The following is a 23,832-nucleotide window of genomic DNA, read 5'->3' as shown; positions in this document are numbered from 1 at the left end:
GGTCTCTCAGGAGGTCGTGATGAGCGGAAGCAGCTCGCGCTGGGCGAGCACTCCGCGCAACGCGGTGACGTCGGCGAGCACGGCATCGGCGCCCGCTGCGCTCAAGGCCGGCCGATCATGGGCACCGGTCAGCACACCGGCGACGAAGCCGGCACCGGCCCGGCGTCCGGACTCGACATCGCTGACGGTGTCGCCCGCGACGGCGACCGCGGAGACCGACGAGGTCTGCGTGCGCAGCAACGCCGTGAGCACGAGGTCGGGAGCGGGGCGACCGCGTCCGGCATCGATCGGCGACAGCGCGAGGTCGACGAGGCCGCGCCAACCGAGACCGTCGAGCAGGGCCTCTCGGGTGATCGGAGCGAAGCCCGTGGTCAGCGCGACCCGCAGTCCGGCGTCTTTGAGGCCCTGGATGGCGTCCGCCGCACCGGGGATCTCGGAGACGCCCTGCTCGGCGATGATCTCGGCATAGGCGCCCTCGAAGGCCGCGGTCGCCCGTGCCGCGGCATCGGCATCGCCGCCGGAGAGGTGCGTGAAGACGTCGATCTTCGACTGCCCCATCGTGGCACGCACGTGGTCGAGTGCCTCCGCCCACGGCATCCGGTCCGCGACGCCCGTGCGCTCGGCCGCGCGCTGGAACGCCTGCTCCACGACGCCGTCGTCGAGCACCGTGGTTCCCGCCATGTCGAGGACGACGAGTTCGAGGGGAGTGGTCATGTTGTTCCTTCCCTTGCTGCCGCCCATCCGAAGGCGGCGGTGAGATTGTGTTCCGCGAGACCCAGGCCCGTGGTCATCCCGATCCCTGTCGTGGCGGCGAGCACGAGCACACCGTCGTCGCCCCGATCGATCAGGAACTCCTGCCGACCCTTGGCGTACACGCCCTGCCAGCGTTCGATCACCCGCGGCGCCGGCGCATCGAACAGCGCTTCCGCCTCGGTGAGGAACGCGGTGAAGGCGGCCTCGGGCTGGAACGGCGAAGGAGCCGCGGCGGTCGCGTGCGAGTCCCCGATGATGAGCGTGCCGTCGGGGAGCTGTGTGTACATCTGGTTCAGGTCGAGCGCGGCGAGATCAGGCCGTTCGGCGTGGAGACGTTCGCGCAGCACGGCGGCCTCCGGTCCGTCGGAGAAGCGCCCGTACCGCACGAGCGACCATCCGGTGAGCAAGGGCGCCGCGAGCGGATGCCGGAACGACACGGCCGCCCGCATCATGTCGAGGGCGCAGCGGACGATCCCGTGCCGTTCGGCCACTTCGGGCAGCAGCTGGTCGATGTCGTGGTTCACGGCGACGACCACGCTGCCGCAGGTGAGGGGCCCGCGGGTGGTGTCGACCCGGCCGCGCCCGACTCCGGTCACGCCGGTGCGGAAGCGGAAGTCCACGCCGAGGGCTGCGAGGTGGCGGACGATCGCAGACGCCGCCGTGCGCGGATCGGTCTGCAGGTCGCTCTCGATGTGTGCGCCGCCGACCAGGCCCTGGGCGCGCAGCGGTGCGAGTTGCAGGAGCTCGTCGGCCTCGAGCATCCGGATCCCGCCGTCGTGAGCGGCCGCCTCGAGCACCGCGATCTCGTCGTCGTGGCGGGCGGCGACCAGCGTTCCCGACTCGCGCAGCCAGAAGCCCGCGTCCTGGGAGAGACGCAGCCACAGCTCGCGCGAGGTGTCGGCATACCGCCGGGCCTCGCCGCCCTGCGCTCCGATGCAGAGGTGCCCGAAGTTGCGGATCGTGGCGCCGACCGGTGCATCGGTGCGGTCGACCACGATCACCCGCAGCCCGCGACGGACCGCCGCGTAGGCCGCGCCGAGACCGACGATCCCGGCCCCGACCACCACGACGTCCGCAGAGTCCGCGGAGCGATCCGGGTTCATCGGAACACCTTCCGCATCCACATGGCGAGGCCTTCGACGACGAGCACGGTGGCGAGGATCATCAGCACGATCGCCGTCACGGTCTCGTAGCGCGAACCCTGGCTCGCGTTGAGCAGGTAGTAGCCGACCCCACCGCCACCGACGATCCCGAGGATGGTCGCCGCACGGATGTTCGTGTCGAGCATGTAGAAGCTGTGACCGATCAGCGCCTGGGTCCCCTGCGGCACCGTGGCCGAGGCGTAGGTCTGCAGACGCGTCGCCCCGACGGCCCGGAGCGCGCGCTCGGGGCCGCGATCCACCTCTTCGAACGAGTCGGCGATGAGCTTGCCGAGGAGCCCGATCCCGCCGATCGCGAGGGCGATGACGCCGGCCTGCGCGCCGAGTCCCGTGATCACGACGAGCACGATCGCCAGGATCAGCTCCGGGATGCCGCGGATGCCGACGAGCAGGAGTCGTGCCGTCCCCCGTGCTCCGGAGTTCGGCGCGACGTTGCGGGCGGCGAGCGAGCCGAGCACGAGCGAAGGCAGGAGGGTGAGCACCGTGGCGGCGAGCGCGATCGCGACCGTCTCCCGCATCGCCTCGAACATGGCGCTCGCGTCGTAGTTCCCGAAGGAGGGCGGCCAGAACAGCGCGGCGACCTCGGGCAGCTTGGCCCAGAAGGTGATGAGGTCCATCCAGTTGATCTGGCTGACCACGATGCTGCCGATGACGACGAGCACCGCCACGACGCCGGCGACGGTGTGGCGCACGCGTCGGGAGGTCCAGGGGCGACGCACGGCGGTCTCGGGGCTCGTGGCCCAAGCAGGGCGACCGACCGGCGCGGCTGCGGTGTTCGCTCCGAGGCGCGGGTGGAGGATCCGGTCGATCCACGAGCGGGTGTGCTTCTGCTCGCCCAGCATCGCGCCGCGAACCATGCTCGAGATGACCTCCATCGCGATGCACAGGAGGAAGATGACCAGCGCGATGCCGAGGCCCTTGCCGTAGTTCAGCGACTTGAAGGCGTACGACATCTCCAGGCCCAGACCGGCCACCCCGACGTAGCCGAGCACGACGCTGCCTCGCAGGTTGATGTCGTTGCGATGCAGCACGGTGGCCACCCAGCTGGGCAGCACCTGAGGGAGGATCCCCGCAGAGAACTCCTGCATCTTCGAACCGCCCGCGGCACGGATCGCGAGGCGGGGACCCTCGTCGATCTGCTCGATCGCATCGGCGAACATCTTCGAGATCATGCCGATCGAGTGGATGCCGATGGCGAGGATGCCGGGAAGGGTGCCGAGCGAGAACATCAGCACGAACGCCATCGCGAGGACAACATCGGGGAGCGCACGGGTGAGCACGCCGATGAATCGAGCGGCGGCACGCCAGCCGTTGCCCGGAGTCGTGTTGGACGCGGCGAGGTAGGCGATCGGCACCGAGAGAACCGCGGCCAGCAGGGTTCCGACGAGCACGAGACCGACGGTGAGTGCGATCAGCCAGACGAGATCGCCGGGCGCGGGGAACGTGAGTCCGCCGATGCGGGCCATGAAGTTCTCGGCGTTGCCCCAGCTCTGCACCATGGCGGGGATCGAGATGTCGACGTCACGGACGGCGAGGATGCCGAGGACCAAGAGCGCGACAAGGGTGAGGGATGCGGCGATGCGTTCCGGAGAGACCACCCGCTTCGGGGCGCGCTCCCTCACCTGTCCCGCCTGCCGAGGAGCCGCGCCACCGCCCCGCGTCGAGGAGTCCGTCGACGCGTCGAGAGCCGTCATGATGCGGCCACCTGCGCCGCCGCTTCGACGAGTTCTTCCTGGACGGCACGGATCTCGGCGGTCGTGGTGGCGACGCGGCCGTAGATCTCCATGACCTCGGCCTTGGTGAGGTCGCCGGTCGGGGTGTCGAGCACGACCTCGCCGTGGCGGAGTCCGACGATGCGATCGGCCCAGCTGATCGCGAGGTCGACCTGGTGCAGGCTGCACACGACGGTGAGTCCCTCGTCGGCGGCGATCTCGCGGATCAGTGCCATCACCTGTTCACTCGACTCCGGGTCGAGCGAGGCGACCGGTTCATCGGCGAGCAGGATGTCGGGCTTCTGCATGAGGGCACGGGCGATGGCCACCCGCTGCTGCTGTCCCCCCGAGAGTGTGTCGCTGCGCTGGTACGCGCGGTCGAGCAGTCCGACCCGGTCGAGGTGCTCGAGCGCGGTGACCTTCGCGGCTCGCGAGTACCCCCAGAGCCCGAGGCGCGGTCCGCGCAGGTCGGAGAGCGAACCGGTGAGGACGTTCTCGAGCACCGTGAGCGAGGGCACGAGCTCGAACTGCTGGAAGATGAAGCCCACGCGGCTGCGGAGGTCGCGCAGCGCCCGGCCCTTGAGCGAGGGAACCTCGGCTCCCAACACCTCGACCGAGCCCGAGGTGGGGATCTCGAGGCCGTCGAGGTGGCGCAGCAGGGTCGACTTGCCCGAGCCGGAGAGCCCGAGAAGCACGACGATCTCGCCGCGGGACACCTCCAGAGAGGCGTCCTTCAACGCAGTGGTCGTCCCGAAGGTCTTCGTCACGCCGTCGAGGCGGATGAGGGCGTCGGATGCCGAGGCGGTCATGTCGTGGCTCCTGTGGTGTGGTGAGTCGTGCGGTGGTGCCCTCCGTCTCGTCCGTGCGAGGCGGACGGGACGGAGGGCGCCGATGAGGCGAGGTGGTCAGGCCGGGCTCAGGCCTTGCACTGCTCCGCTTCGGTCTCCTTGCAGATGTCGCGGATCAGGTCGTAGTACGCGTCGTCGACCGGCTTCGTGGCGTAGAACACACTGCGGAAGGAGTCGGTGTCGGCGCTGTCGATGCCTGCGGCGATGATGTCGTCGATCGTGATCTCGGAGAGTCCGTCGATGAGCTTCTTCGAGACGTCGTCGGGGAGCGTGGACGAGTAGACGAGCGGTGCACCGGGCACCATGGTCTCGTCGATGACCTTCACCTTGTCCGACTTCTCGACTTCGGAGTCCTCGGCGAAGCCCGCCTCGCACTCGACGCCCTCGCCGACCTTGGTGACGCTGACGTCGTGCTTGCCGGCGAAGACCGGGGTGATGTCGGTCTTCGGGTCGATGCCGGCCTCGAGCAGGTTGTACGACGGGAACAGGTAGCCCGAGGTCGAGGACGGGTCGACGAAGCAGACCTTCTTGCCCTTGAAGCCGTCGATGCTCGTGATGTCACTGTCTGCGGGGACGATCGCCTGCGAGTAGTAGCCCGGCTCCTGGCCCTCTTCGGTCACGATCGAGGAGATGGGAGTGAGCTTGGCGCCGTTGTTGGTGGCGGTGACGTAGGTGAAGCCCGAGAACGACGCCACATCGACCTTGCCGGCCACGGCCGCCTCGATGAGCGCGGCGTAGTCGGTCGACTCGTGGTACTCGACGGACTTGCCCGTGAGGTCGGCGATGTAGTCCATCAGCGGCTGGTAGTTGGTCTCGGTGTCGACCGAGTCGGGCACGACGCCGAAGACGAGCGTGTTCTCGTCGACCGCGAATCCGCTCGCAGAGGACGACCCGTCGGCGCCCGAGGCACCGGTCGCCTCAGCCGAGCCCGAACAGGCGGCGAGACCGAGCGCGAGGATCGCGACACCGGCGAGGGCGGGGAGAGCGCGAAGCTTCATGAGGACCTTTCAGAGTGGGAGGGGTGATCCACGGAAGACTCTGACAGGTGCCGCACCGAGATATGTACCTAACTCGGAAGAGTTCAGAACTCGTTTACCGGGCATTCGCCTGGATGAACGCTCTTGGAACGCGATCGCGTGGGTGGGCATGACGAAGTAATGTACCTATGTGGCTGAAGCTGTGTACACCCAGATCGCTGACGACCTCCGCGCTCGGATCGCCGACGGCGGGTTGCGCCCAGGAGACGACGTCCCGACCGAGGCGGAGCTCGCGCAGAGGTGGCAGACCTCGCGCGGCCCGATCCGCAATGCGTTGGCGGCTCTGCGCGCAGAGGGCCTGATCGAGACGACGCGCGGCCGCCCCGCGCGCGTGGTGGCGCGCAAGGCCAATCAGGCGGTGGACGTGTCGGTGCCCTTCACACGCTGGGCGCGCGAACTCGGGGTCTCCCCCGGCGCCCAGACCCAGGAGCTGAGCCTGCGGCGCGCCGGCGCCCTGGGGGCGGCGCTCGGCGTCGACGAGAGCGACACCATCGTGAGCGTCGTACGGCTGCGCTTCCTCGACGGACGCCCGACCATGCTCGAGCGCCTCAACTACACCGAGGTCGCGGGGCGTCACCTGTTCGAGGTGAACCTGAATGAGGTCTCGATCACCGAGTATCTGTCGTCGGTGGGACACCCCATCGTCACCCTGGAGCACGTGATCGACGCGGTCGCAGCGGATGACCAGGATGCCGCACTCCTGCGCGTACCGCGCGGCACGCCGATCCTGCGCCTCACCCGCACCTCGCGCGACGCGGAGGGACGGATCTTCGAGGCGTCGGAGGACCGCTACCTGAGCGAGGTCGTGCGTTTCACCGTCGCCGCGTCGGGAATCTCCACCGATGGGCACTACATGCGAGCGGTGGGCGCGTAGCCCGGGCCAGAACGGGGCCGGAAAATCGCCCGTTAACGCAGATGGCGATCGCGAGCGCGCAAAGTGTTTCAGAAGCCAGAAAGACCGCGCTCGCGATCGCAGCGCTGGGGACGCTTTATCTGGGGAGCCTCCAGAATACGGAGAGACTCAACCCGAAACGTAGGGCCGAACGTCGAGGTTTATCTAGACTTTTGTCCAGATTTTGCGGTCATCGACGAAGCGTGCTCACACACTCTAGAGCATCAGACGACCGGAAGGCGGGCCGACACGACCCAGAATCCTTCCTCTTCGCCGGCACTGAACTGTCCGCTCGCTCCCATCACACGCTCCGCCATGCGGGTGAGGCCCGTACGGCTCGAGGAGAGCTCCCGGCGCGGGGTGGTCGGGAGAGGACTCCGGAGGATGAGATGCGCGACCTCGTCGTCGACCGCGAGGTGCATCTGCACTTCGCCGGGGCCGGCGTACTTGAGGATGTTCGTGGCGGACTCGCGCGTGATGCGCGCGAGGACGATCTCGACCGCACGCGGGATGCGCTCGTCCCGAGGATCTCCCACGCGGTCCACGGAGTGACCTGCAGCCTCGAATTCTTCTTGGGCCTCGTCGATCGCCGCAGCGAGGTCACCGGTCTGCACGCTCGAGGATTGCGGCGCGTCGTCGGCGAGCTCGATCACGAAACGGAGATCGGTCATCGCCTTGCGCGCGGCGACGCGAATCGCCTCTTGCGAATCTGTACTTGTCTGGGGGTCTTCGAGCATCTGCACGTGCAACGACACCACCGTGAGGTGGTGAGCGATGCTGTCATGCAACTCACCGGCGATCCAGCGCCGCTCGGCGAGTACTGCTTGGCGCTCCTGTTCGGCCGCCGCCTGGAGTTCGCGCTCGAGGCGGCTGCCACGGGCGAACGCGAGCCGAAGGGCGAACCCGACGGCTCCGGCCACCGTGGCGAAGACGAGATAGAGACCAACATTGACGGTCACGCCTGGCTCAGCGGCAAACGGGACGATTGCCGCGGCGACCAAGAACGCGCCGGTATACGAGAGGATCAGCGAAGTCCACCCCAGCCTCATGACCAAGCTGGCCGCGACTGCAGCCGCGGTGAGGACCTGGAGTTCTGATCCGGGGAGGAAGGAAAGCGCGAACACAACGCCGAGGGCGCATGTCGCGATGAGCGGCTTCCAGAGGTATAGCGCGAACACAGACGTGGTCGCGATGCTCAGGAGAAGCGCGACCGGGTTCACACCCGGTGTGGTGAAGAAGCCGATGAGATCTGCAGCGACGGTGATCCCGAGGATCACCAGAACGACGATGCGTTCGATTGCGCTGAGCTTCTCGCCTCGGGTCAGGCGGAGCGTGTCCGCAGTTTCCCGTGTCGATTGGTCGAAGGCCATGCTTCACTATCTCCTATTTGCCAACTATCTTAGTTGTGGAGACCAAAGAACTTGCCCACCTGCTGCCAGAAAGTCATCGTGTTCACCTCCATCATGTAGTCGTTCGTCGATGTCTGTATTCATCTTCTCGGTGATCTTCACGGGGCACATCTGCCTCAAGTCCAGACCTTTATAGCCAAAGGTCTACATGCGGTCGTCGAGCCGCTCACGCCGTTAGGCTTCCCTCTATGCAGGAAATCCGTGTCCTGATCGTCGACGACGATCCGCTGGTCCGCTCGGCGCTGTCTCACTTCGTCTCCCGCGACCCCGAGATCACCGTCATCGCCCAGGCGGAGGACGGACTCGAGGCGATCGCCACCGTCGAGCGCGAGCAGCCCGACGTCGTGATGATGGACGTGCAGATGCCCGAGATGGACGGCATCGAGGCCACGGGTGTGATCGCCGAACGTTGGCCGCACGTCCGAGTGCTCGCCGTGACGACGCTGGACGGGAGTGACACGGTCCTCCCCATGCTGAGCGCAGGCGCCTCCGGCTACCTCCTCAAAGACTCCAGCGCCGAAGAGATCGTCATCGGGGTGCGCGAGGTGCACAGCGGAGCGAGCTCGCTCTCCCCGCGGATCGCGTCGATGCTCATCAAGCACGTCCGCGACTCCACCCCCGCGACCGCCGATGTGGATGCCCTCGAGCCGCTCACCGAGAGGGAGGCGGAGGTGCTCCAATGCCTCGCGAAGGGCATGTCGAACGCCGAGATCGCCAAAGCACTGATCGTCTCCGAGGGGACGGTGAAGGCCCACCTCGGACGCATGATGTCGAAGTGGCACCTGCGCGACCGGGTGCAGATCCTGGTCACGGCCGCGCACGCCGGCCTCGTCAACTTCCGCTGAGAACCAGCGCGTCCCTCCCCCCGACACTCGGTCGACAGGAGGGACGCGGGGCTCAGCGGCGAGTGGCGTCAGCCGAAGATGCTGACGGTGTCGCCGCCGGAGCCGCTGGACGCGCCGATGAAGGGGCTCAGCGAACCTGCGAAGGCCTCGACGTTCCGGGTCTGCATCAGGACGACGCCCGGCCCCGTGAAGTGCGCGACCAGCCCTTCGGCGGAGGTGACCGAGCGGAACAGGCTGCTCGCAGCCTTCTTGGTCTTGTACTTCAGGGTCGAGTCCCAGGCCACGACGTGCCCCGTGTCGACGATGTACTCCTCGCCCGCAGCGAGCTGCTTCTGGTGGAGCGCTCCGAACGCCGTGAGGAACATCACTCCGGAGCCGCTCGCACGCAGGATGAACAGGCTGTTGCTACCGAAGAAACCCGCGGAGCCGCCCCACCGGGTGTCGATGTCGATCGCCGGTTCGCTGGCCAGGTAGCCCGAGGCCGCGATGAGGTACTCCCCGTCGAGCCGCACGGGGACGACGTCGCCGAGGGTGGCCGGTGCGAGCACGACCTCACCGCCTTCGCGTCCCGCGGTGAAGGTGGAGACGAACGCCGAGCGGCCCGCGGCGGAGCGCTTGATCGCCCCCATGATCCCGCCCTCCATCTTGGAGGTGAGTTCGACGGACGCGCTCATCGACACCATGGCCCCGGCCTGGGCTGCCATCGACGCGCCGGCGGCAAGACCCACGGTGGCCATGGGGAAGGCGGGGCGGTAGTCGACGCGGTAGCCGAAGCCGGTCGCGGCACCCTCGTTCGGAAGAAGTTCAAAGCTTGACATGCAGCAAGGATAACTGCTATAGGGCGTGCCAAATGAGGGATTTGGCGATATACCGGAATGCGTTCTTCCGCGACGCCGATCACTGAGAGACGGCGATCACCGAAGGACGGCGGTCACCGCGAGAGGCATGTCCCCGCAACGCTCGACGGAACCGGACGATGGGGAGCGCGCCAGCGACGCCCCGGATCCCACCACGCGGGACCGCGGATCTGCGGAAGCCCCTCGCTCATCCTGATCTCCCATCCGGAGGTCTCCAGCGAACGGTGATGCCACCAGCACAACGGCACGCCGTTGTCGGTCTGGGTGGGGCCACCCCGGGCATGTTCGACCACGTGGTGGATCTCGCACCAGGACGCGGGAACGTGGCACCCCGGAATCAAGCACTCCCCGTCGCGCGCGACGATCGCGCGCCGCTGGTGCACGGTGAACACCCGATCGCTGACCGTCACGCCGATGATCCGCCCCTCGTCGGTGAGGACACGCTGGATCGCTCCCGCGCACGCGACCTGCGAAGCCACTCCGAGAGGGACCGGCGCCTGCGTGTTCGCGATCGTGGCCCATCCCGTGCCGGTCGCCACACTTTCGGCCCCCACCTGCACGACCAGAGTCGGGGCGGCGCCGCCCAGGCTCGGCATCTCGTCATGGCGCGCTGCGATCCCCAACGCGGCGGTCAGCGCATCATGTCGCTTCTGCGCCGCGGAGCGCCCGTCGACCACGTGCCTCGGATCCGTGTTCCACGGCTCAGCGTCCGGCACTTCTCCCTCGGAGTCGCGGAAGACGACGCCGGGCGGAACCGGACCGCCGGTCTTCGGATTGCACTGCGCGTCGAGGATCAGCTGCAGCTGCGCCGCGGCATCCGGCAGCAGATTGCCTCGCAGCGGATGCACCCCGTCGCGGAGGCGCCCGACCGTCACGAACCGCTGCTGCTGTGCCCGGAGGTCGGACGGCTCAGCGCCATCCGGATCGAGCGTCATGGCCAGCACCTGCGCGAACTGACGAAGGTCGTCGGGTGTCGCGGGCGGCGCGGAGTCGGCATCCGCGATGTCGTCCGCAGTGGGGCAGCCGCGGGCGATGTCTGCCAGTGCCGCGTCGGCCACCAGCCGCTCCGCGGCGCCGATGCGATCGCCCGCCTGATCGATCGGGGTCGTGGCCGCGAGGACGCCGGTCACGCCGATCGCACCGTCGAGGAGTGCCTCACGCAGCGCGGGGTACCGAGCGGGCAGTCGCTCCCCCGACGACAACGACACCTCGCGACGCACGGCGGAGGCTGCCTTCACGACTCGCGAGGCCCCCGGCGCGTCGAGCCGCAGCACCCTCTGCAGCAGTTCGTTCAGTGAGCGGCACCCGAAGCCGTCGGAGAACCGCTGGTCGGTCGATGCAACCGCCTCCACGATCACCGCCTCCACCCGCCGCAGCGCTTCTCCTGCGGTGCGGAGCACCTCCATCCGCCCGGCATCGGTCTGCCCCGCCAACCCTCCGCTGGACAGCACGCGATCGAGGTCGGTGACCAGCTGATCGAGAGAGTCCAGGAGCGGGTGCATGCCCTCATTCAACGCCCGACCACTGACATTTCGAGCCCGAAACAGGCCTGTTCAGGAGGTGTTTCGCGATATCCCGGAATGCGTTCGGCGGGGAGCGGACCACGACGCTCAGAGCGCGAGCAGCACGATGCCTGCGACGACCACGAGCGATGCGGCGATCCGCCATCCCGGACGCGATTCCCGCAGGACGAAGACCCCGAAGAGGCTCACCAGCACGACGCTCACCTCGCGCAACGGTGCGACCAGCGCGACCGGAGCGATCTGGATCGCCGTCAGCACCAGGATGTACGACAGCGGGGAGAGGATCCCGAAAGCGAGGATGCGGCGCCACTGCGTGCGGCCGAGCGCCCACACCGCATCCCAGCGGCGACGAACCGCGATCGAGTAGAACGGTACTTGCAGCACCGTGGTCCCGACCATGAACGCGACGGGCGAGAGGTCCCACGTCCGCACCGCGTGAGCATCCCAGATCGTGTAGATCGCGATCGCGACGCCGGTGAGCAGGCCGAATACGATGCCGGGATCGATCCGCCCCGTGCCCGCCCCTTTGCCCCGATCGACGAGACCGACGGCGACGACCCCGACGATCACCGCCGCCACGCCCACGAGCGCGACCGCCGACGGGCGCTCCCCCAGCACCAGTACGGCGACGATCACGGAGAGGAAGGGGCCGGTGCCGCGGGCGGTCGCGTAGACGGTGGAGAGGTTGCCTCGCTGATACCCGCGCTGGAGGACCGCCATGTAGCCGACGTGAAGGATCGACGAGACGACGACACCGAGGACGAAGGACCCCACGTCGTCGGTACCGAGGCCACCCGTGAACGGCACGGCTCCGGCCCACACGACGGTGCTCCCGACGGCACCCCACCACAAGAACGGCGCTCCGGCCCTGCTGATGCCGTGCGCGATGATGTTCCACGCCGCGTGGGCGATGGCGGCTCCGAAGACCAGGACGAAGGCGAGAGGCGACACGGCGAGACCCTTCCGTCCGACGCACGGCGCGACGAACAGGGTCCTCCGGGCTTTTGTCCTGTCAGATGACGGCTCTCCTGCGGAGGAGTGCCGTGGCGCCGCTCGGACCAGACGGGCGTGAACCCCGGAACCCTAGGCGCTATCGAGAAGACCCTACCGCGCCGTGGTGAACACCCGGGAACGCGAAGCGCCCCGCTCGACGGCGATTCCGAGAGCAGACCCCGGACTACGCTCGAAGGACCGCACATCCGAAGGAAGGTCACGACATGCCTGTCACCCCCGCCGCGCTCGCCCACGCCGAGGATCTCGCCGACTTCGTCGCCGCTTCTCCGTCGAGCTATCACGCGGCGGCGGAGGTCGCTCGGCGCCTGGAGAGCGCAGGGTTCACCCGGCTGCGTGAGGAGGACGCCTGGACCGCACCCGCGGGCGGGCGGTATGTGGTGGTCCGCGACGGCGCGGCGATCGCCTGGACGGTGCCCGCGGATGCCACGGCGACGACACCCGTGCAGATCTTCGGCGCCCACACCGACTCCCCCGGCTTCAAGCTCAAGCCGCAGCCGACCACGGGGTCGCGCGGCTGGCTGCAGGCCGCCGTCGAGGTCTACGGCGGCCCGCTGCTGAACTCCTGGCTCGACCGCGAGCTGCGTCTCGCCGGACGCCTGGCCCTCGCGGACGGACGCGTGGTGCTCGCCGACACCGGCCCTCTCCTGCGCCTGCCGCAGCTCGCGATCCACCTCGACCGCGGCGTCAACAACGGCCTCGCCCTCGACAAGCAGGTCGAGACGCAGCCGGTGTGGGGCCTGGGCGACGCGAGTGAAGCCGACATCCTCGCCGAGCTCGCCGCCTCCGCCGACGTGGCGGCCGCCGACATCCGCGGATACGACGTGGTGATCGCCGACAGCGCACGCGGCGCCGTGTTCGGCAAGGACGACGCCTTCTTCGCCTCCGGCCGTCTCGACGACCTCGCCTCGGTGCACGCCGGGGTGGTCGCGCTCGCGACACACGAGCCGAGGGCGGGTGGCCCCATCGCCGTGCTCGCCGCCTTCGACCACGAGGAGCTCGGTTCCGAGTCGCGCTCCGGAGCGGCCGGCCCGTTCCTGGAGGACGTGCTCGAGCGCCTGTATGCCGGGCTCGGCGCCGATGCCTCCGAGCGGCGCCGAGGGTACGCGTCGTCGTGGTGCCTGTCGAGCGATGTCGGACACTCCGTGCACCCCAACTACGCCGCCAAGCATGACCCCGTCGTGCAGCCGGTGCTCGGGTCGGGGCCGATCCTGAAGATCAACGCCAACCAGCGGTACGCGACGGATGCCGTCGGCACCGCGTCCTGGCTGTCCTGGTGCGAGCGGGCCGGGGTGACGGCCCAGGAGTTCGTGTCGAACAACAGCGTGCCCTGCGGGTCGACGATCGGCCCCATCACCGCGACGCGCCTCGGCATCCGCACGGTGGACGTCGGCATCCCGATCCTCTCGATGCACTCCGCCCGCGAACTCGCCGGGGTCTCCGACCTCCACGACCTCACGCGCACCGCACAGGCGTTCTTCGCCGGCTGAGCCTTCTGGCGCGGTTCGACCGCAGAAGTCCGCCCGGTGACGGGGCGGCAGTGCCAGGATGTCAGCATGACGGACATCAAGCCGGCTCTCATCGAGCGCGCGGGCATCGAGATCATCCCCGAGTCGGAGCGCACCGCGCGACCCCGCGACCTCTTCTGGCCCTGGTTCGCGGCGAACGTGTCGGTCTTCGGGATGTCGTACGGGTCGTTCGTGCTCGGCTTCGGCATCTCGTTCTGGCAGGCGACCCTCGTATCGGTCCTCGGCATCGTGGTGTCGTTCCTGCTCTGCGGGCTGATCGCGATCGCCGGCAAGCGCGGTTCGGCGCCGACCATGGTGCTCTCTCGCGCGGCCTTCGGCGTGCAGGGACAGAAGGTCCCCGGCATCGTCTCGTGGCTGACCTCGATCGGCTGGGAGACATTCCTCGCGATCATGGCCGTGCTCGCGACCGCGACCGTGATCACCCAGCTCGGCGGCGACGGAGACAGCATCGGACTCAAGATCGTCGCGACGGTAATCGTCGCGGCGCTGATCGTCACGGCATCCGTGCTGGGCTATCACACGATCATGCGGATGCAGTCGGTGCTCACCTGGATCACCGGCGTCGTCACCGTGCTCTACATCGTGCTCGCGGCGCCACAGATCGACCTCGCCGCGGTGCTGGCCCGCCCGGACGGCGGCATCGGCCAGGTCATCGGCGCACTCGTCATGGTGATGACCGGATTCGGACTGGGCTGGATCAACATCGCCGCCGACTGGTCCCGTTACCAGAAGCGCACAGCGTCCGACGGGGCGATCGTGGCGTGGAACACCATCGGCGGTTCGGTCGCGCCGGTCATCCTGGTCGTCTTCGGCCTGCTGCTCGGCGGGTCGAACGAAGAGCTGATGAATGCGATCGCCGCGGACCCGATCGGCGCCCTCGCGTCGATCCTGCCGACCTGGGTGCTCGTGCCCTTCCTGCTGACGGCGGTGCTCGCCCTCGTCTCGGGTGCGGTGCTGGGCATCTACTCCTCGGGGCTGACGCTCCTCAGCCTCGGCATCCGCATCCCCCGTCCGTCCGCCGCGGCGATCGACGGAGTGATCCTCACCCTCGGCACGGTCTTCGTCGTGTTCTTCGCCACCGACTTCCTCGGGCCCTTCCAGAGCTTCCTGATCACACTGGGTGTCCCGCTCGCATCCTGGGCGGGCATCCTGATCGCCGACATCCTGCGCCGCCGGAAGGACTACGACGAGGATGCCCTGTTCGACAGCCGCGGCCGCTACGGCGCCTGGGACTGGACCTCGATCGGCACCATGGTCGTGACCAGCGTGATCGGGTGGGGGCTGGTCGTGAACAACTTCGCCGAGGATGCCGCGTGGAACAACTGGCAGGGCTATCTGCTGTTCCTGGTCGGCGGCAGGGACGGGGACTGGGCCTACGCGAACCTCGGGGTGTTCTTCGCGCTGGTGCTGTCGTTCCTCGTGACGTACTTCGCCCGGGCCGGGAAGATCCGGCGCCAGGAGAACGCGTGAGTGCGGGCCCGCTCGACGACACCTGGCTGGTGGTGATCGATCCGCAGGCCATCTTCGCCGCGCCGGAGTCCGCCTGGGGGTCTCCCTTCTTCGCCGAGGCGATGCCCCGCATCCGCACCTTGGCCGACGCCTTCGGTGACCGCGTCCTCGTGACCCGCTGGATGCCGACCGCCGACCGGACGACGTCGTGGGGTGCGTACTTCGACGCCTGGCCGTTCGCGGATCAGCCGCCGAGCGATCCGCTGTTCGCGCTCGTGCCGGAGGCGGCCACCGTGAGCACCCACCCAACGATCGACCTGCCGACCTTCGGCAAGTGGGGGCCCGAGCTCGAAACCGTGGTCGGACGCGGAGGCCACGTGGTGCTGGCCGGCGTCTCGACCGATTGCTGCGTGATCTCGACGGCGCTGGCCGCCGCGGATGCGGGTGCCCACGTCACGATCGCCGCAGACGCCTGCGCCGGATCGACGGCGGAGAACCATGAGGCCGCACTGCAGGTGATGAGGCTCTATCCCCCGCAGATCACCGTCAGCGACACGGACACGATCCTCGGCTGAACCAGGGCGTCGCCCGCTCAGGCCGCCCGCACGGCCGCTGCGATCTCGGACGGCGTTCCCTGCCACGGGGCGCCGTGTCCCGGCAGCACCCAGGAGGCCGACACCGCGGCCAGGCGATCGAGCGAGGACAGAGCGGCCTCCGGCTCATCCGTGAAGGGCGCGGGCTGTGCGCCGGTACGGCCGGTGAGCACGTGCCTCGTCGTGAGCGCATCCCCCACGAACACGGCGTCGACGACCGGGACGTGCACCGCGACGCTCCCCGGCGAGTGACCGGGCATCCCGATCACGACGGGAGCGCCCGGCAGGTCGAGCACGTCGCCATCCGCGACCTCCGTCACCACGGAGACGTGCGGTGTGCGCAGGGCGTTCTTGCGGAGGGCGTAGGCGAAGAATCCGAGCGTCGGCCCGAGCCTCGCAGGCCCCATCGCCGTCTTCGGCTTCTCGCCCGTGCGCACACGGTGGCTGTCGGCCGTGTGGATGAAGACCGGCACCCCCGCCTCGGTGCGCAACCGTTCGGCGAACCCGATGTGGTCGCTGTCGCCGTGGGTGAGGACGAGGCCGCGGACATCGGACAGCGGACGGCGGATCAGCTCGAGCTCGCGCTGGAGGTCGTGCCAGTGCCCGGGAAGACCCGCATCGATCAGGGTGATCCCCTCGGGCAGGTCGATGAGGTAGGAGGCGACGATGTCGTTGCCCAGTCGGTGCAGGTGGGGTGCGAGCTTCATGGCGGATCCTCTCGGGACTGTTGCGATAGCTACGATACGTAGCTATCATGGCTAATGTCAATAGCCATCCAGGAGGACCGATGCCGACCCCCGAACGCACGTCCATCGCGGAGATCGTCGCCGCCGGACGGGAGATCCTCGAAACCGCCGGACCCGCAGGACTCACCATGCAGGCGGTCGCGGTTCGCGTCGGCGTCCGTGCCCCCTCGCTCTACAAGCGGATCCGCGATCGGGACGCCCTGCACACCGCGGTCGCCGTGGCCACGATCGACACCCTCACCGCACGGCTCGAGGAGGAGGGCGACGACCTCGCCGGCCTCGCGCACGTCTATCGCAGCTTCGCGAAGGAGAATCCGGAGGGGTTCCGGCTGATGTTCACGATCGCGGCCCCCCAGGATGCCCTCGCGCGCTCCGCCGCGCCGGTGATCCGCGCGTCCTCCGCTCTTGTCGGCGACGACGACGCCCTCGACGCCGCCCGTCTCTTCACGGCGTGGGCGACCGGCTTCCTGCAGATGGAGCTCGCCGGCGCCTTCCGCCTCGGCGGCGACGTCGACCGCGCCTTCGAGTACGGGCTGACGCGACTCATCGCCGGCATGGGCGGCTGATCTCCCGCCCCGAGCGCCGCTCCCGCTCCCGCCGCCCGCTCCCGCCGCCGGTACGGATGTCGGGAGGAAGGACGGATGTCGGGAAGATCGGGCCGACTCCCCCGACATCCGGGAATCCTCCCGACATCCGGCACGGCCATCTACTTCATGGTGTCGAGGATGCCGGTGAGGTCTTCGAAGGTCGTGAGCGGGTTCAGGATGGCGAAGCGCGTGTTCGGCCGACCGGCGTGCGAGCTGGGCACGACGAAGGCGCGCTGGGAGTCGAGCAGCTCCGCCGACCAGCGGTCATAGTCGGCGCGCTCCCAGCCGTCGCGCTCGAACACCACGACCGACAGCTGCGGATCCCGCACGAGGCGCAGCTCCGGGCGGCGGGAGATCTCTGCGGCGATGCGCTCAGTGAGGGCGATGGTCGCGCCGATCGCTTCGCGGTAGGCATCCACCCCGTAGGTCGCGAGCGAGAACCACATCGGAAGCCCGCGCGGGCGACGGGTCAGCTGGATCGAGTAGTCCGAGGGGCTGAACTCCTCGGCGTCGGTCAGCGTGTCGAGGTACTCGGCGTGCTGGGTGTGCGCGCGGCGACCCTGGTCCGGCTCACGGTAGATCAGCGCGCAGCAGTCGAACGGCGCGAACAGCCACTTGTGCGGGTCGACGATCACCGAGTCGGCGCGCTCCACACCGCGGAAGCGGGAGCGCGCGGCAGGCGCGAGCATCGCGGTGAGCCCGTAGGCACCGTCCACGTGCAGCCAGAAGTCGTACTCATCCTTGAGCGCGGCGATCGCCTCGATGTCGTCGACGATGCCGAAGTTCGTCGAACCCGCGGTCACGACGACGGCGCAGATCTCGTCACCGTGGGTGTCGAGCGCCTCGCGCACCGCGTCGGCACGCAGCATGCCGTCGTCACCCGCGGGCACGAGCACCACGTCGGCATCCATCACCCGCGCGGCGGACTTGTTCGAGGAGTGGGCTTCCGCACTGCACACGATCTTCCAGCGCGCCGGAAGCTCCTTGCCCTGCGCGACCAGCCGAGCCTTGGCGGCCTCCCGCGCCGCGACGAGGGCCGACAGGTTGCCGATCGTGCCGCCCTGCACGAACACACCGCCCGCGGTGTCCGGCAGCCCGAACTCCCCGGCGAGGAACGCGAGCACCTCGTTCTCGGCATGCACGGCACCTGCCCCTTCGAGCCAGCTCCCGCCGTAGAGACCGGATGCCGAGACGACGAGGTCGAACGCGATGGCCGCCATGGTCGGGGCGGTCGGGATGAAGGACAGGTAGAGCGGGTGGCTCGTGGTGAGACAGGCCGGCGCGAGGATGTGCTCGAACACGCTGAGCGCGCGCTGGGCTCCGAGCCCGGCGTCGGTGATCGTCGCCCCCACGAGGCGGTTCAGCTCCGCCTCGGTCTGGGGCTTGTCGAGTGGCACGTCGGCGGCGAGCATGCGACGGCGCGAGTAGTCGAGCACGGCATCCACGATCGCCGTCGATTCGGGCGAGGCCGCGTGCATGCGCACAGCATCCATGAGCGTTCCTTTACTGGTCTTCGGTGCGGGGTTCGGTCGGGGAAGCGAGGGAGATCGCGTGGGGTGCGGCGCTGTCGAGGACGGCGGACAGCGCGCGGCGGGCGAGGTCGGCGCGATCGCTCGGCGCCCACTTCACGAGCGAGTGCGCATTCATGCCGTCGACCATGGCGAGCAGGAGCCACGCGGCGGTGTCGGAACGGCCGTCGGCGATCACTCCCGCCGCCGCCGCTCGGACGAAGATCTGCTCGAGAGCGCTCTGCCACCCGTCCATCTCGGACCGCACGCGGGCAGCGAGGATGTCGTTGCGGGCACCGAGCGCCCAGGCCTGCACCCAGATCAGTGTCACGTCGTCGCGCTCGCCGTCGAGGAGGGTCTCGATCAGGTCGTGCAGACCCGCGCGGATGTCGCCCACGCCATCGAAGGCCGCGATCACCTCATCGCGCTCGGCCGCGACGATGTGCCCGAAGATCTCGGCGACGAAGGCGTCCATAACGGGCCGATAGTGAGCGACCAGGGCCGGGGTGACACCGACGCGCGCCGCCACCGCTCGCACGGTGAGCACCTCGAGTCCACCCTCGCGCGCCAGGGCGATCGCGCCGTCGACGATCGATCGCTCGCGCTCCTCCGGGGGCATCCGCCGCGGCGCGGTGCTTCTTGACGTGATCTTCATCGCGGGCTACGGTATCACTCGTTGATCACGTGTTCAACAGCGGATTCCGTCCGCCCGAGATCGTCGACGAGGAGATCACGATGAGTTGGCGCATGCCCGCCGAGACGGCCCCTCACGAGCGCACCTGGATGGCGTTCCCCGCGGAGGGTGAGACGCTCGGTGCCACGGATGCCGAGCGCGAAGAGGGGTACGCGACCTGGACCGCAGTCGCCCACGCCGTCGCCGAGTTCGAACCCGTGACGATGCTGGTCGACCCGAGCGAGATCCCGCGGGCCCGACGCATGCTCGGTGCCGGCATCGAGATCCTGGAGGCGCCGGTCGACGAGTTCTGGATGCGCGACTCCGGCCCGACCTTCGTCGTCGACGACGAGCGCCCGGGCGTGCTCGGCGCCGTCGACTGGATCTTCAACGGCTGGGGCGCTCCCGACTGGGCCGAGTGGCGCAAGGCCGCACAGCACGCCCGCATCGTGGCCGGCGCCGTCGGCGCGGAGCTCGTGAGCTCGACGCTCGTGAACGAGGGCGGCGGCATCCACGTCGACGGCGAAGGTACGGTGCTGCTCACCGAGACCGTGCAGCTCGACCCGCGACGCAACCCCTACGCCGACAAACAGCGGATCGAGGCCGAGATGGCCAGGACGATCGGCGCGACGAAGGCGATCTGGCTGCCGCGCGGGCTCACTCGCGACTACGACGACTTCGGGACGAACGGCCACGTCGACATCGTCGCCACGATCGTCTCCCCCGGCCGGCTCCTGCTGCACGACCAGCAGAACCCGCAGCACCCCGACCACGCCGTCTCCCGCGACCTTCGCGCCCTCCTCTCCGAGCAGACGGATGCCGCCGGTCGCCGCGTGGAAGTGATCGACCTGCCCGCGCCCTCGACGCTGAGCGACGACGAAGGGCCCGTCGACTGGAGCTACGTCAACCATCTCGTGACGAACGACGGCGTGGTCGCATGCGGGTTCGGCGACGAGAAGGCGGATGCCGCGGCCCGCGAGATCCTCGCGGACGCGTACCCCGGACGCCGCGTGGTCACGGTCGACGCACGCCCGCTGTTCGACCGCGGCGGCGGCATCCACTGCATCACGCAGCAGCAGCCTTCCGTGGACGGGTCGCGCTGATGTTCGACGTCGTCGAAGCCTCCATCGCCGACCTGCGGCGCGCGCTCGAGAGCGGCACCACGACCGCGGTCGCCCTCGTCGACGCCTACCGGGCTCGCATCGCCGCCTTCGATGCGCCGGGCACGCCGACCGCCCTGAACGCGGTGGTGGTCGCGAACCCCGACGCACGCGCCGAGGCTGCGGCCTCCGACGCCCGCCGTGCCCGAGGCGAGGTGCTCGGCCCCCTCGACGGCATCCCGTACACGGCGAAGGACAGCTACCTCGTGCGGGGGCTCACCGCCGCAGCCGGAAGCCCGGCCTTCGCGGATCTGATCGCCCAGCGCGACGCCTTCACGATCGAGCGCCTGCGCGCGGGCGGAGCGATCTGCCTCGGGCTGACGAACATGCCGCCGATGGCCAACGGCGGCATGCAGCGTGGGGTCTACGGCCGAGCGGAGAGCCCGTACAACGCCGCGTTCCTCACCGCACCCTTCGCGTCGGGCTCCTCCAACGGCTCCGGCACCGCGACCGCCGCGAGCTTCGCCGCCTTCGGGCTCGGAGAGGAGACCTGGTCCTCCGGTCGCGGGCCTGCGACCAACAACGCCCTGTGCGCCTACACCCCCTCCCGCGGCGTGATCTCAACCCGGGGCAACTGGCCGCTCGTTCCCACGATGGACGTGGTGGTGCCGCACACCCGCACCATGGCCGACCTGCTCGAAGTGCTCGAAGTGATCGTCGCCGACGACCCCGACTCCCGCGGCGACTTCTGGCGAGCACAGCCGTGGGTCCCGATCCCCTCGGCCGCCTCGGTCCGACCAGACTCGTATGCGGCTCTCGCCACCGGCACCCCGGCAGCGCTCGACGGCATGCGGATCGGCATCCCGAAGATGTACATCAATGCGGATCCGGATGCCGGAAGCGCGCAGGCTCCGGGCATCGGCGGCCCGACGGGTCGGCGCATCGAGACGCGGGCGAGTGTGATCGAACGGTGGGAGGCGGCTCGCCGCGACCTGAGCGCCGCCGGGGCGACCGTGGTCGAGGTCGACTTCCCGGTGGTGTCCAACTACGAGGGAGACCGCCCGGGCGCCCCCACCCTCCCGACGCGTGGACTGGTGTCGCCCGAGTACCTGCGACGCGAGATCGTCGACCTCTCGGCGTGGGCGTGGGAGGACTTCCTGCAGGCGAACGGCGATCCGGCTCTCCGCACGCTCACGGAGGTCGACGGGGCCACGATCTTCCCGCACCCGGAAGGCGCCCTCCCCGACCGCTACACCGGCTTCGACGACGACATCGCCGAGTATCCGGACTGGGTGCGGAGCCACCCCGATACCCCCTTCACGGACATGCCCGAGCTCGAGAACGGGCTGCGGGGCCTGGAGGAGACGCGTCGCCGCGACCTCGAGGAGTGGATGGATGCGCTCCGCCTCGACGCCGTGGTGTTCCCCGCGGTCGCGGATGTGGCCCCGGCCGACATGGACGTGAACCCGGAGTCCGCGGACCTGGGGTGGCGCAACGGCACCTGGATCGCGAACGGCAACCTCGCCATCCGACACCTCGGCATCCCGACGGTCACGGTTCCGATGGGGCTGATGAGTGACATCGGCATGCCGATCGGCCTGACCTTCGCCGGACGCGCGTACGACGACACGATGCTGCTGCGCCTGGCCGCGGCGTTCGAAGCCACCGGCGCTCCGGGCACGCGGCGCACTCCCCCGCCGCGCACACCGGCCCTGCCGTCGGACGGCTGATCCGGATCGAGAACATTTCACACCTGTGACGCTCGCCACAGAAGTGATATGTTCGGCGCATGAGCACCGAGAACGAACGCGCCCTCGAATCCGGGATCGTCACCGATCTGTCCGGCCGGATGACCTACGGGTCGTACCTGGCGCTGGACCAGCTGCTCACGGCACAGCACCCGGTGAGCGAGCCGCAGCACCACGACGAGATGCTGTTCATCATCCAGCACCAGACCACCGAGCTGTGGCTCAAGCAGCTGCTGCACGAGCTCTCGTCCGCTCGGGAGCTGCTCGCCCGTGACGACCTGCGCGAAGCGCTCAAGCGCATCGCCCGGGTCAAGCGCATCCAGGACGTGATGACGCAGCAGTGGTCGGTGCTCGCCACCCTCACGCCCACCGAGTACGCACAGTTCCGCGGAGCGCTCGGCAACTCGTCCGGGTTCCAGTCCGTGCAGTACCGGGCGGTGGAGTTCGCCCTCGGCAACAAGAACGAGAAGATGCTGAACGTCTTCGCCGACCACCCCGCGAACCTCGCGCTGCTCACGGCCGAGTGGGAGAAGCCGACCCTGTACGACGAGTTCCTGCGGTTCGCCGCCCGGCGCGGACTGCCGGTGCCGTCGTCGATCCTCGACCGCGATGTGCGCGAGCCGTACCGCGAGACCCCGGAGCTGGTGCCCGCGATCCGCGAGATCTACCAGGACCCGAACCGGTACTGGGACCTGTACGAAGCGTGCGAAGACCTGGTCGACCTCGAGGACAACTTCCAGTTCTGGCGCTTCCGGCACCTCAAGACCGTCTCCCGCACGATCGGCATGAAGGTCGGCACCGGCGGCTCCAGCGGCGTCGGCTTCCTGCAGCGCGCCCTGGATCTGACGTTCTTCCCCGAGCTCTACGCCGTGCGCACCGAGATCGGCAGCTGATGCACGCCGCGACGTTCTTCGACGGGGTCGGCTGGCGTGAGGGCGTCGTCGAGCTCGTCGACGGGCGGGTGCGGCTGAGCGATGGGCACCCCGACGCCGACCTCCCCCGCCTCGACGGTGTCGTGCTGGGCGGGTTCACGGACCACCACGTGCACCTGCAACTCGTCGACCACGCGCAGCTGTCGGGTTCGCGCCTGGGGCGCGTGGTCGACCTCGGCGGCAACCCGGGCGTGCTGCGCCGACTCGCGCGTGGCGGGATCAAAAACGCGCCCGCGACCCGCGATTCCGGCACGTTTTCGATCCCGCACCCGCACCCGCACCCGCATGCGCACGCGCTCGGGGTCGGGGTCGAGTTCGCGGGGGCGTTCGTCGCCGCCCCGGGTGGATACCCCTCCGACCGCGAGTGGGCGCCGGAAGGCTCGGTGCGCGAGGTCGCGGACGAGAGAGCAGCAGCGGACGTGGTGGCCGAGATGGCGGCTACCGGGGCGTCGTGTCTCAAGGTCACGAGCAACAGCACGGCCGGACCGGTCTTCTCGGACGACCTGTTCCGCACGATCGTCGGCATCGCCGCGAGCCACTCCCTCCCGGTCGTCGCCCACGCCGAAGGACCGGGTGAGGCGCAGCGCGTCGTCGCCCTCGGCGCTGCCCGCCTCGCCCATGCCCCGTTCACGGAACGCCTCGAAGACGAGGAGATCGCTCGGCAGGCGGCCTCGACATCGTGGATCTCGACCCTCGCCATCCACGACGGCCCCGCGCGCGCGATCGCGATCGACAACGTCCGCCGTTTCCACGCGGCAGGAGGGACCGTGCTCTACGGGACCGACCTGGGCAACGGGCCGATGCCCAACGACCTGAACGCCCGGGAGATCGCCGCCCTCCGCGAGGCCGGCCTCCACTCCGATGCGCTCCTGCACGCGCTCGCCCCGATGGATCCGCTCGCCCCGTCGGCGACGCTCCTG

General features: G+C 69.3%; 22 protein-coding genes. 10 read left to right on the top strand and 12 right to left on the bottom strand.

Annotated elements, in window-relative coordinates:
- Positions 1–6 precede the first annotated feature (6 nt).
- From E0W80_RS17130 to E0W80_RS17110, 5 genes are all read right to left on the bottom strand, one after another.
- Entirely contained in the window at positions 7–714 is a 708-nt protein-coding gene (locus E0W80_RS17130) for a phosphonatase-like hydrolase (protein ID WP_131494256.1), read from the bottom strand.
- The gene (locus E0W80_RS17125) at positions 711–1,856 is read right to left on the bottom strand and encodes a TIGR03364 family FAD-dependent oxidoreductase (RefSeq protein WP_131494254.1); all 1,146 of its coding nucleotides are present in this window, start codon (positions 1,854–1,856) and stop codon (positions 711–713) included. Before E0W80_RS17125 ends, E0W80_RS17130 begins: the two co-directional genes overlap by 4 nt.
- Complete coding sequence (phnE, locus tag E0W80_RS17120; protein ID WP_131494252.1) at positions 1,853–3,607, bottom strand: phosphonate ABC transporter, permease protein PhnE; 1,755 nt, start codon at positions 3,605–3,607, stop codon at positions 1,853–1,855. The genes E0W80_RS17125 and phnE overlap by 4 nt, the downstream gene beginning before the upstream one ends.
- Positions 3,604–4,434 carry a phosphonate ABC transporter ATP-binding protein gene (gene phnC, locus E0W80_RS17115; RefSeq protein WP_047524603.1) on the bottom strand — a complete coding sequence of 277 codons (831 nt, stop codon included), beginning with the start codon at positions 4,432–4,434 and terminating at the stop codon, positions 3,604–3,606. The genes phnE and phnC overlap by 4 nt, the downstream gene beginning before the upstream one ends.
- A gap of 107 nt (positions 4,435–4,541) precedes the next feature.
- Positions 4,542–5,471, bottom strand: a complete 930-nt coding sequence (locus tag E0W80_RS17110) for a phosphate/phosphite/phosphonate ABC transporter substrate-binding protein (protein ID WP_047524604.1) — start codon at positions 5,469–5,471, stop codon at positions 4,542–4,544.
- 169 nt (positions 5,472–5,640) lie between these two features.
- Between E0W80_RS17110 and E0W80_RS17105 the strand changes: the two genes are divergently transcribed.
- Positions 5,641–6,384, top strand: a complete 744-nt coding sequence (locus E0W80_RS17105; protein ID WP_240740577.1) for a GntR family transcriptional regulator — start codon at positions 5,641–5,643, stop codon at positions 6,382–6,384.
- A 242-nt stretch (positions 6,385–6,626) separates the two neighbouring features.
- Here the strand turns inward: E0W80_RS17105 and E0W80_RS17100 are convergent, their stop codons facing one another.
- Positions 6,627–7,772: a histidine kinase gene (locus E0W80_RS17100; RefSeq protein WP_131494250.1), complete on the bottom strand. Its 1,146-nt coding sequence runs from the start codon at positions 7,770–7,772 to the stop codon at positions 6,627–6,629.
- Between the two features lie 227 nt (positions 7,773–7,999).
- Between E0W80_RS17100 and E0W80_RS17095 the strand changes: the two genes are divergently transcribed.
- Entirely contained in the window at positions 8,000–8,656 is a 657-nt protein-coding gene (locus E0W80_RS17095) for a response regulator transcription factor (RefSeq protein ID WP_227991794.1), read from the top strand.
- Positions 8,657–8,724: 68 nt separating this feature from the next.
- On the opposite strand, the gene E0W80_RS17090 is transcribed toward E0W80_RS17095, so the two are convergent.
- From E0W80_RS17090 to E0W80_RS17080, 3 genes are all read right to left on the bottom strand, one after another.
- On the bottom strand, positions 8,725–9,474 hold the full coding sequence (locus E0W80_RS17090; RefSeq protein WP_131494248.1) for a TIGR00266 family protein: 750 nt from the start codon (positions 9,472–9,474) through the stop codon (positions 8,725–8,727).
- A 113-nt stretch (positions 9,475–9,587) separates the two neighbouring features.
- On the bottom strand, positions 9,588–11,015 hold the full coding sequence (locus E0W80_RS17085) for an HNH endonuclease signature motif containing protein (RefSeq protein ID WP_131494247.1): 1,428 nt from the start codon (positions 11,013–11,015) through the stop codon (positions 9,588–9,590).
- 108 nt (positions 11,016–11,123) lie between these two features.
- Positions 11,124–11,987 (bottom strand): EamA family transporter, encoded by an 864-nt coding sequence (locus E0W80_RS17080; protein ID WP_131494245.1) that lies wholly within the window; start codon positions 11,985–11,987, stop codon positions 11,124–11,126.
- Positions 11,988–12,253: 266 nt separating this feature from the next.
- On the opposite strand from E0W80_RS17080, the gene E0W80_RS17075 reads away from it, so the two are divergent.
- From E0W80_RS17075 to E0W80_RS17065, 3 genes are all read left to right on the top strand, one after another.
- On the top strand, positions 12,254–13,537 hold the full coding sequence (locus E0W80_RS17075) for a M18 family aminopeptidase (protein ID WP_131494243.1): 1,284 nt from the start codon (positions 12,254–12,256) through the stop codon (positions 13,535–13,537).
- A gap of 66 nt (positions 13,538–13,603) precedes the next feature.
- Entirely contained in the window at positions 13,604–15,046 is a 1,443-nt protein-coding gene (locus E0W80_RS17070) for a cytosine permease (RefSeq protein ID WP_131494241.1), read from the top strand.
- Complete coding sequence (locus tag E0W80_RS17065) at positions 15,043–15,600, top strand: cysteine hydrolase (protein WP_131494239.1); 558 nt, start codon at positions 15,043–15,045, stop codon at positions 15,598–15,600. The genes E0W80_RS17070 and E0W80_RS17065 overlap by 4 nt, the downstream gene beginning before the upstream one ends.
- Before the next feature lie 17 nt (positions 15,601–15,617).
- Here the strand turns inward: E0W80_RS17065 and E0W80_RS17060 are convergent, their stop codons facing one another.
- A complete protein-coding gene (locus E0W80_RS17060) occupies positions 15,618–16,325 on the bottom strand; it encodes an MBL fold metallo-hydrolase (RefSeq protein ID WP_131494237.1) in 708 nt (235 codons plus the stop codon).
- A gap of 80 nt (positions 16,326–16,405) precedes the next feature.
- Between E0W80_RS17060 and E0W80_RS17055 the strand changes: the two genes are divergently transcribed.
- Entirely contained in the window at positions 16,406–16,930 is a 525-nt protein-coding gene (locus E0W80_RS17055; RefSeq protein WP_131494235.1) for a TetR/AcrR family transcriptional regulator, read from the top strand.
- 140 nt (positions 16,931–17,070) lie between these two features.
- Here the strand turns inward: E0W80_RS17055 and E0W80_RS17050 are convergent, their stop codons facing one another.
- Complete coding sequence (locus E0W80_RS17050) at positions 17,071–18,444, bottom strand: aminotransferase class V-fold PLP-dependent enzyme (protein ID WP_131494233.1); 1,374 nt, start codon at positions 18,442–18,444, stop codon at positions 17,071–17,073.
- 10 nt (positions 18,445–18,454) lie between these two features.
- Entirely contained in the window at positions 18,455–19,114 is a 660-nt protein-coding gene (locus tag E0W80_RS17045; protein WP_131494231.1) for a TetR family transcriptional regulator C-terminal domain-containing protein, read from the bottom strand.
- An 80-nt stretch (positions 19,115–19,194) separates the two neighbouring features.
- On the opposite strand from E0W80_RS17045, the gene E0W80_RS17040 reads away from it, so the two are divergent.
- The 4 genes from E0W80_RS17040 to E0W80_RS17025 all read left to right on the top strand — a co-directional run.
- Positions 19,195–20,235 (top strand): agmatine deiminase family protein, encoded by a 1,041-nt coding sequence (locus tag E0W80_RS17040; protein WP_131494275.1) that lies wholly within the window; start codon positions 19,195–19,197, stop codon positions 20,233–20,235.
- On the top strand, positions 20,235–21,962 hold the full coding sequence (locus E0W80_RS17035; RefSeq protein ID WP_131494229.1) for an amidase: 1,728 nt from the start codon (positions 20,235–20,237) through the stop codon (positions 21,960–21,962). Before E0W80_RS17040 ends, E0W80_RS17035 begins: the two co-directional genes overlap by 1 nt.
- Before the next feature lie 59 nt (positions 21,963–22,021).
- The gene (locus tag E0W80_RS17030) at positions 22,022–22,873 is read left to right on the top strand and encodes a tryptophan 2,3-dioxygenase family protein (RefSeq protein ID WP_131494227.1); all 852 of its coding nucleotides are present in this window, start codon (positions 22,022–22,024) and stop codon (positions 22,871–22,873) included.
- Positions 22,873–23,832 (top strand): hypothetical protein (locus E0W80_RS17025; protein ID WP_131494225.1); only part of this gene is annotated, 960 nt, incomplete at its 3' end. The genes E0W80_RS17030 and E0W80_RS17025, both read left to right, overlap by 1 nt.

This window comes from Microbacterium sp. PI-1, from assembly GCF_004337555.1.
Taxonomy (GTDB): domain Bacteria; phylum Actinomycetota; class Actinomycetes; order Actinomycetales; family Microbacteriaceae; genus Microbacterium; species Microbacterium aurugineum.
This window is presented reverse-complemented; position numbering and strand designations above follow the sequence as displayed.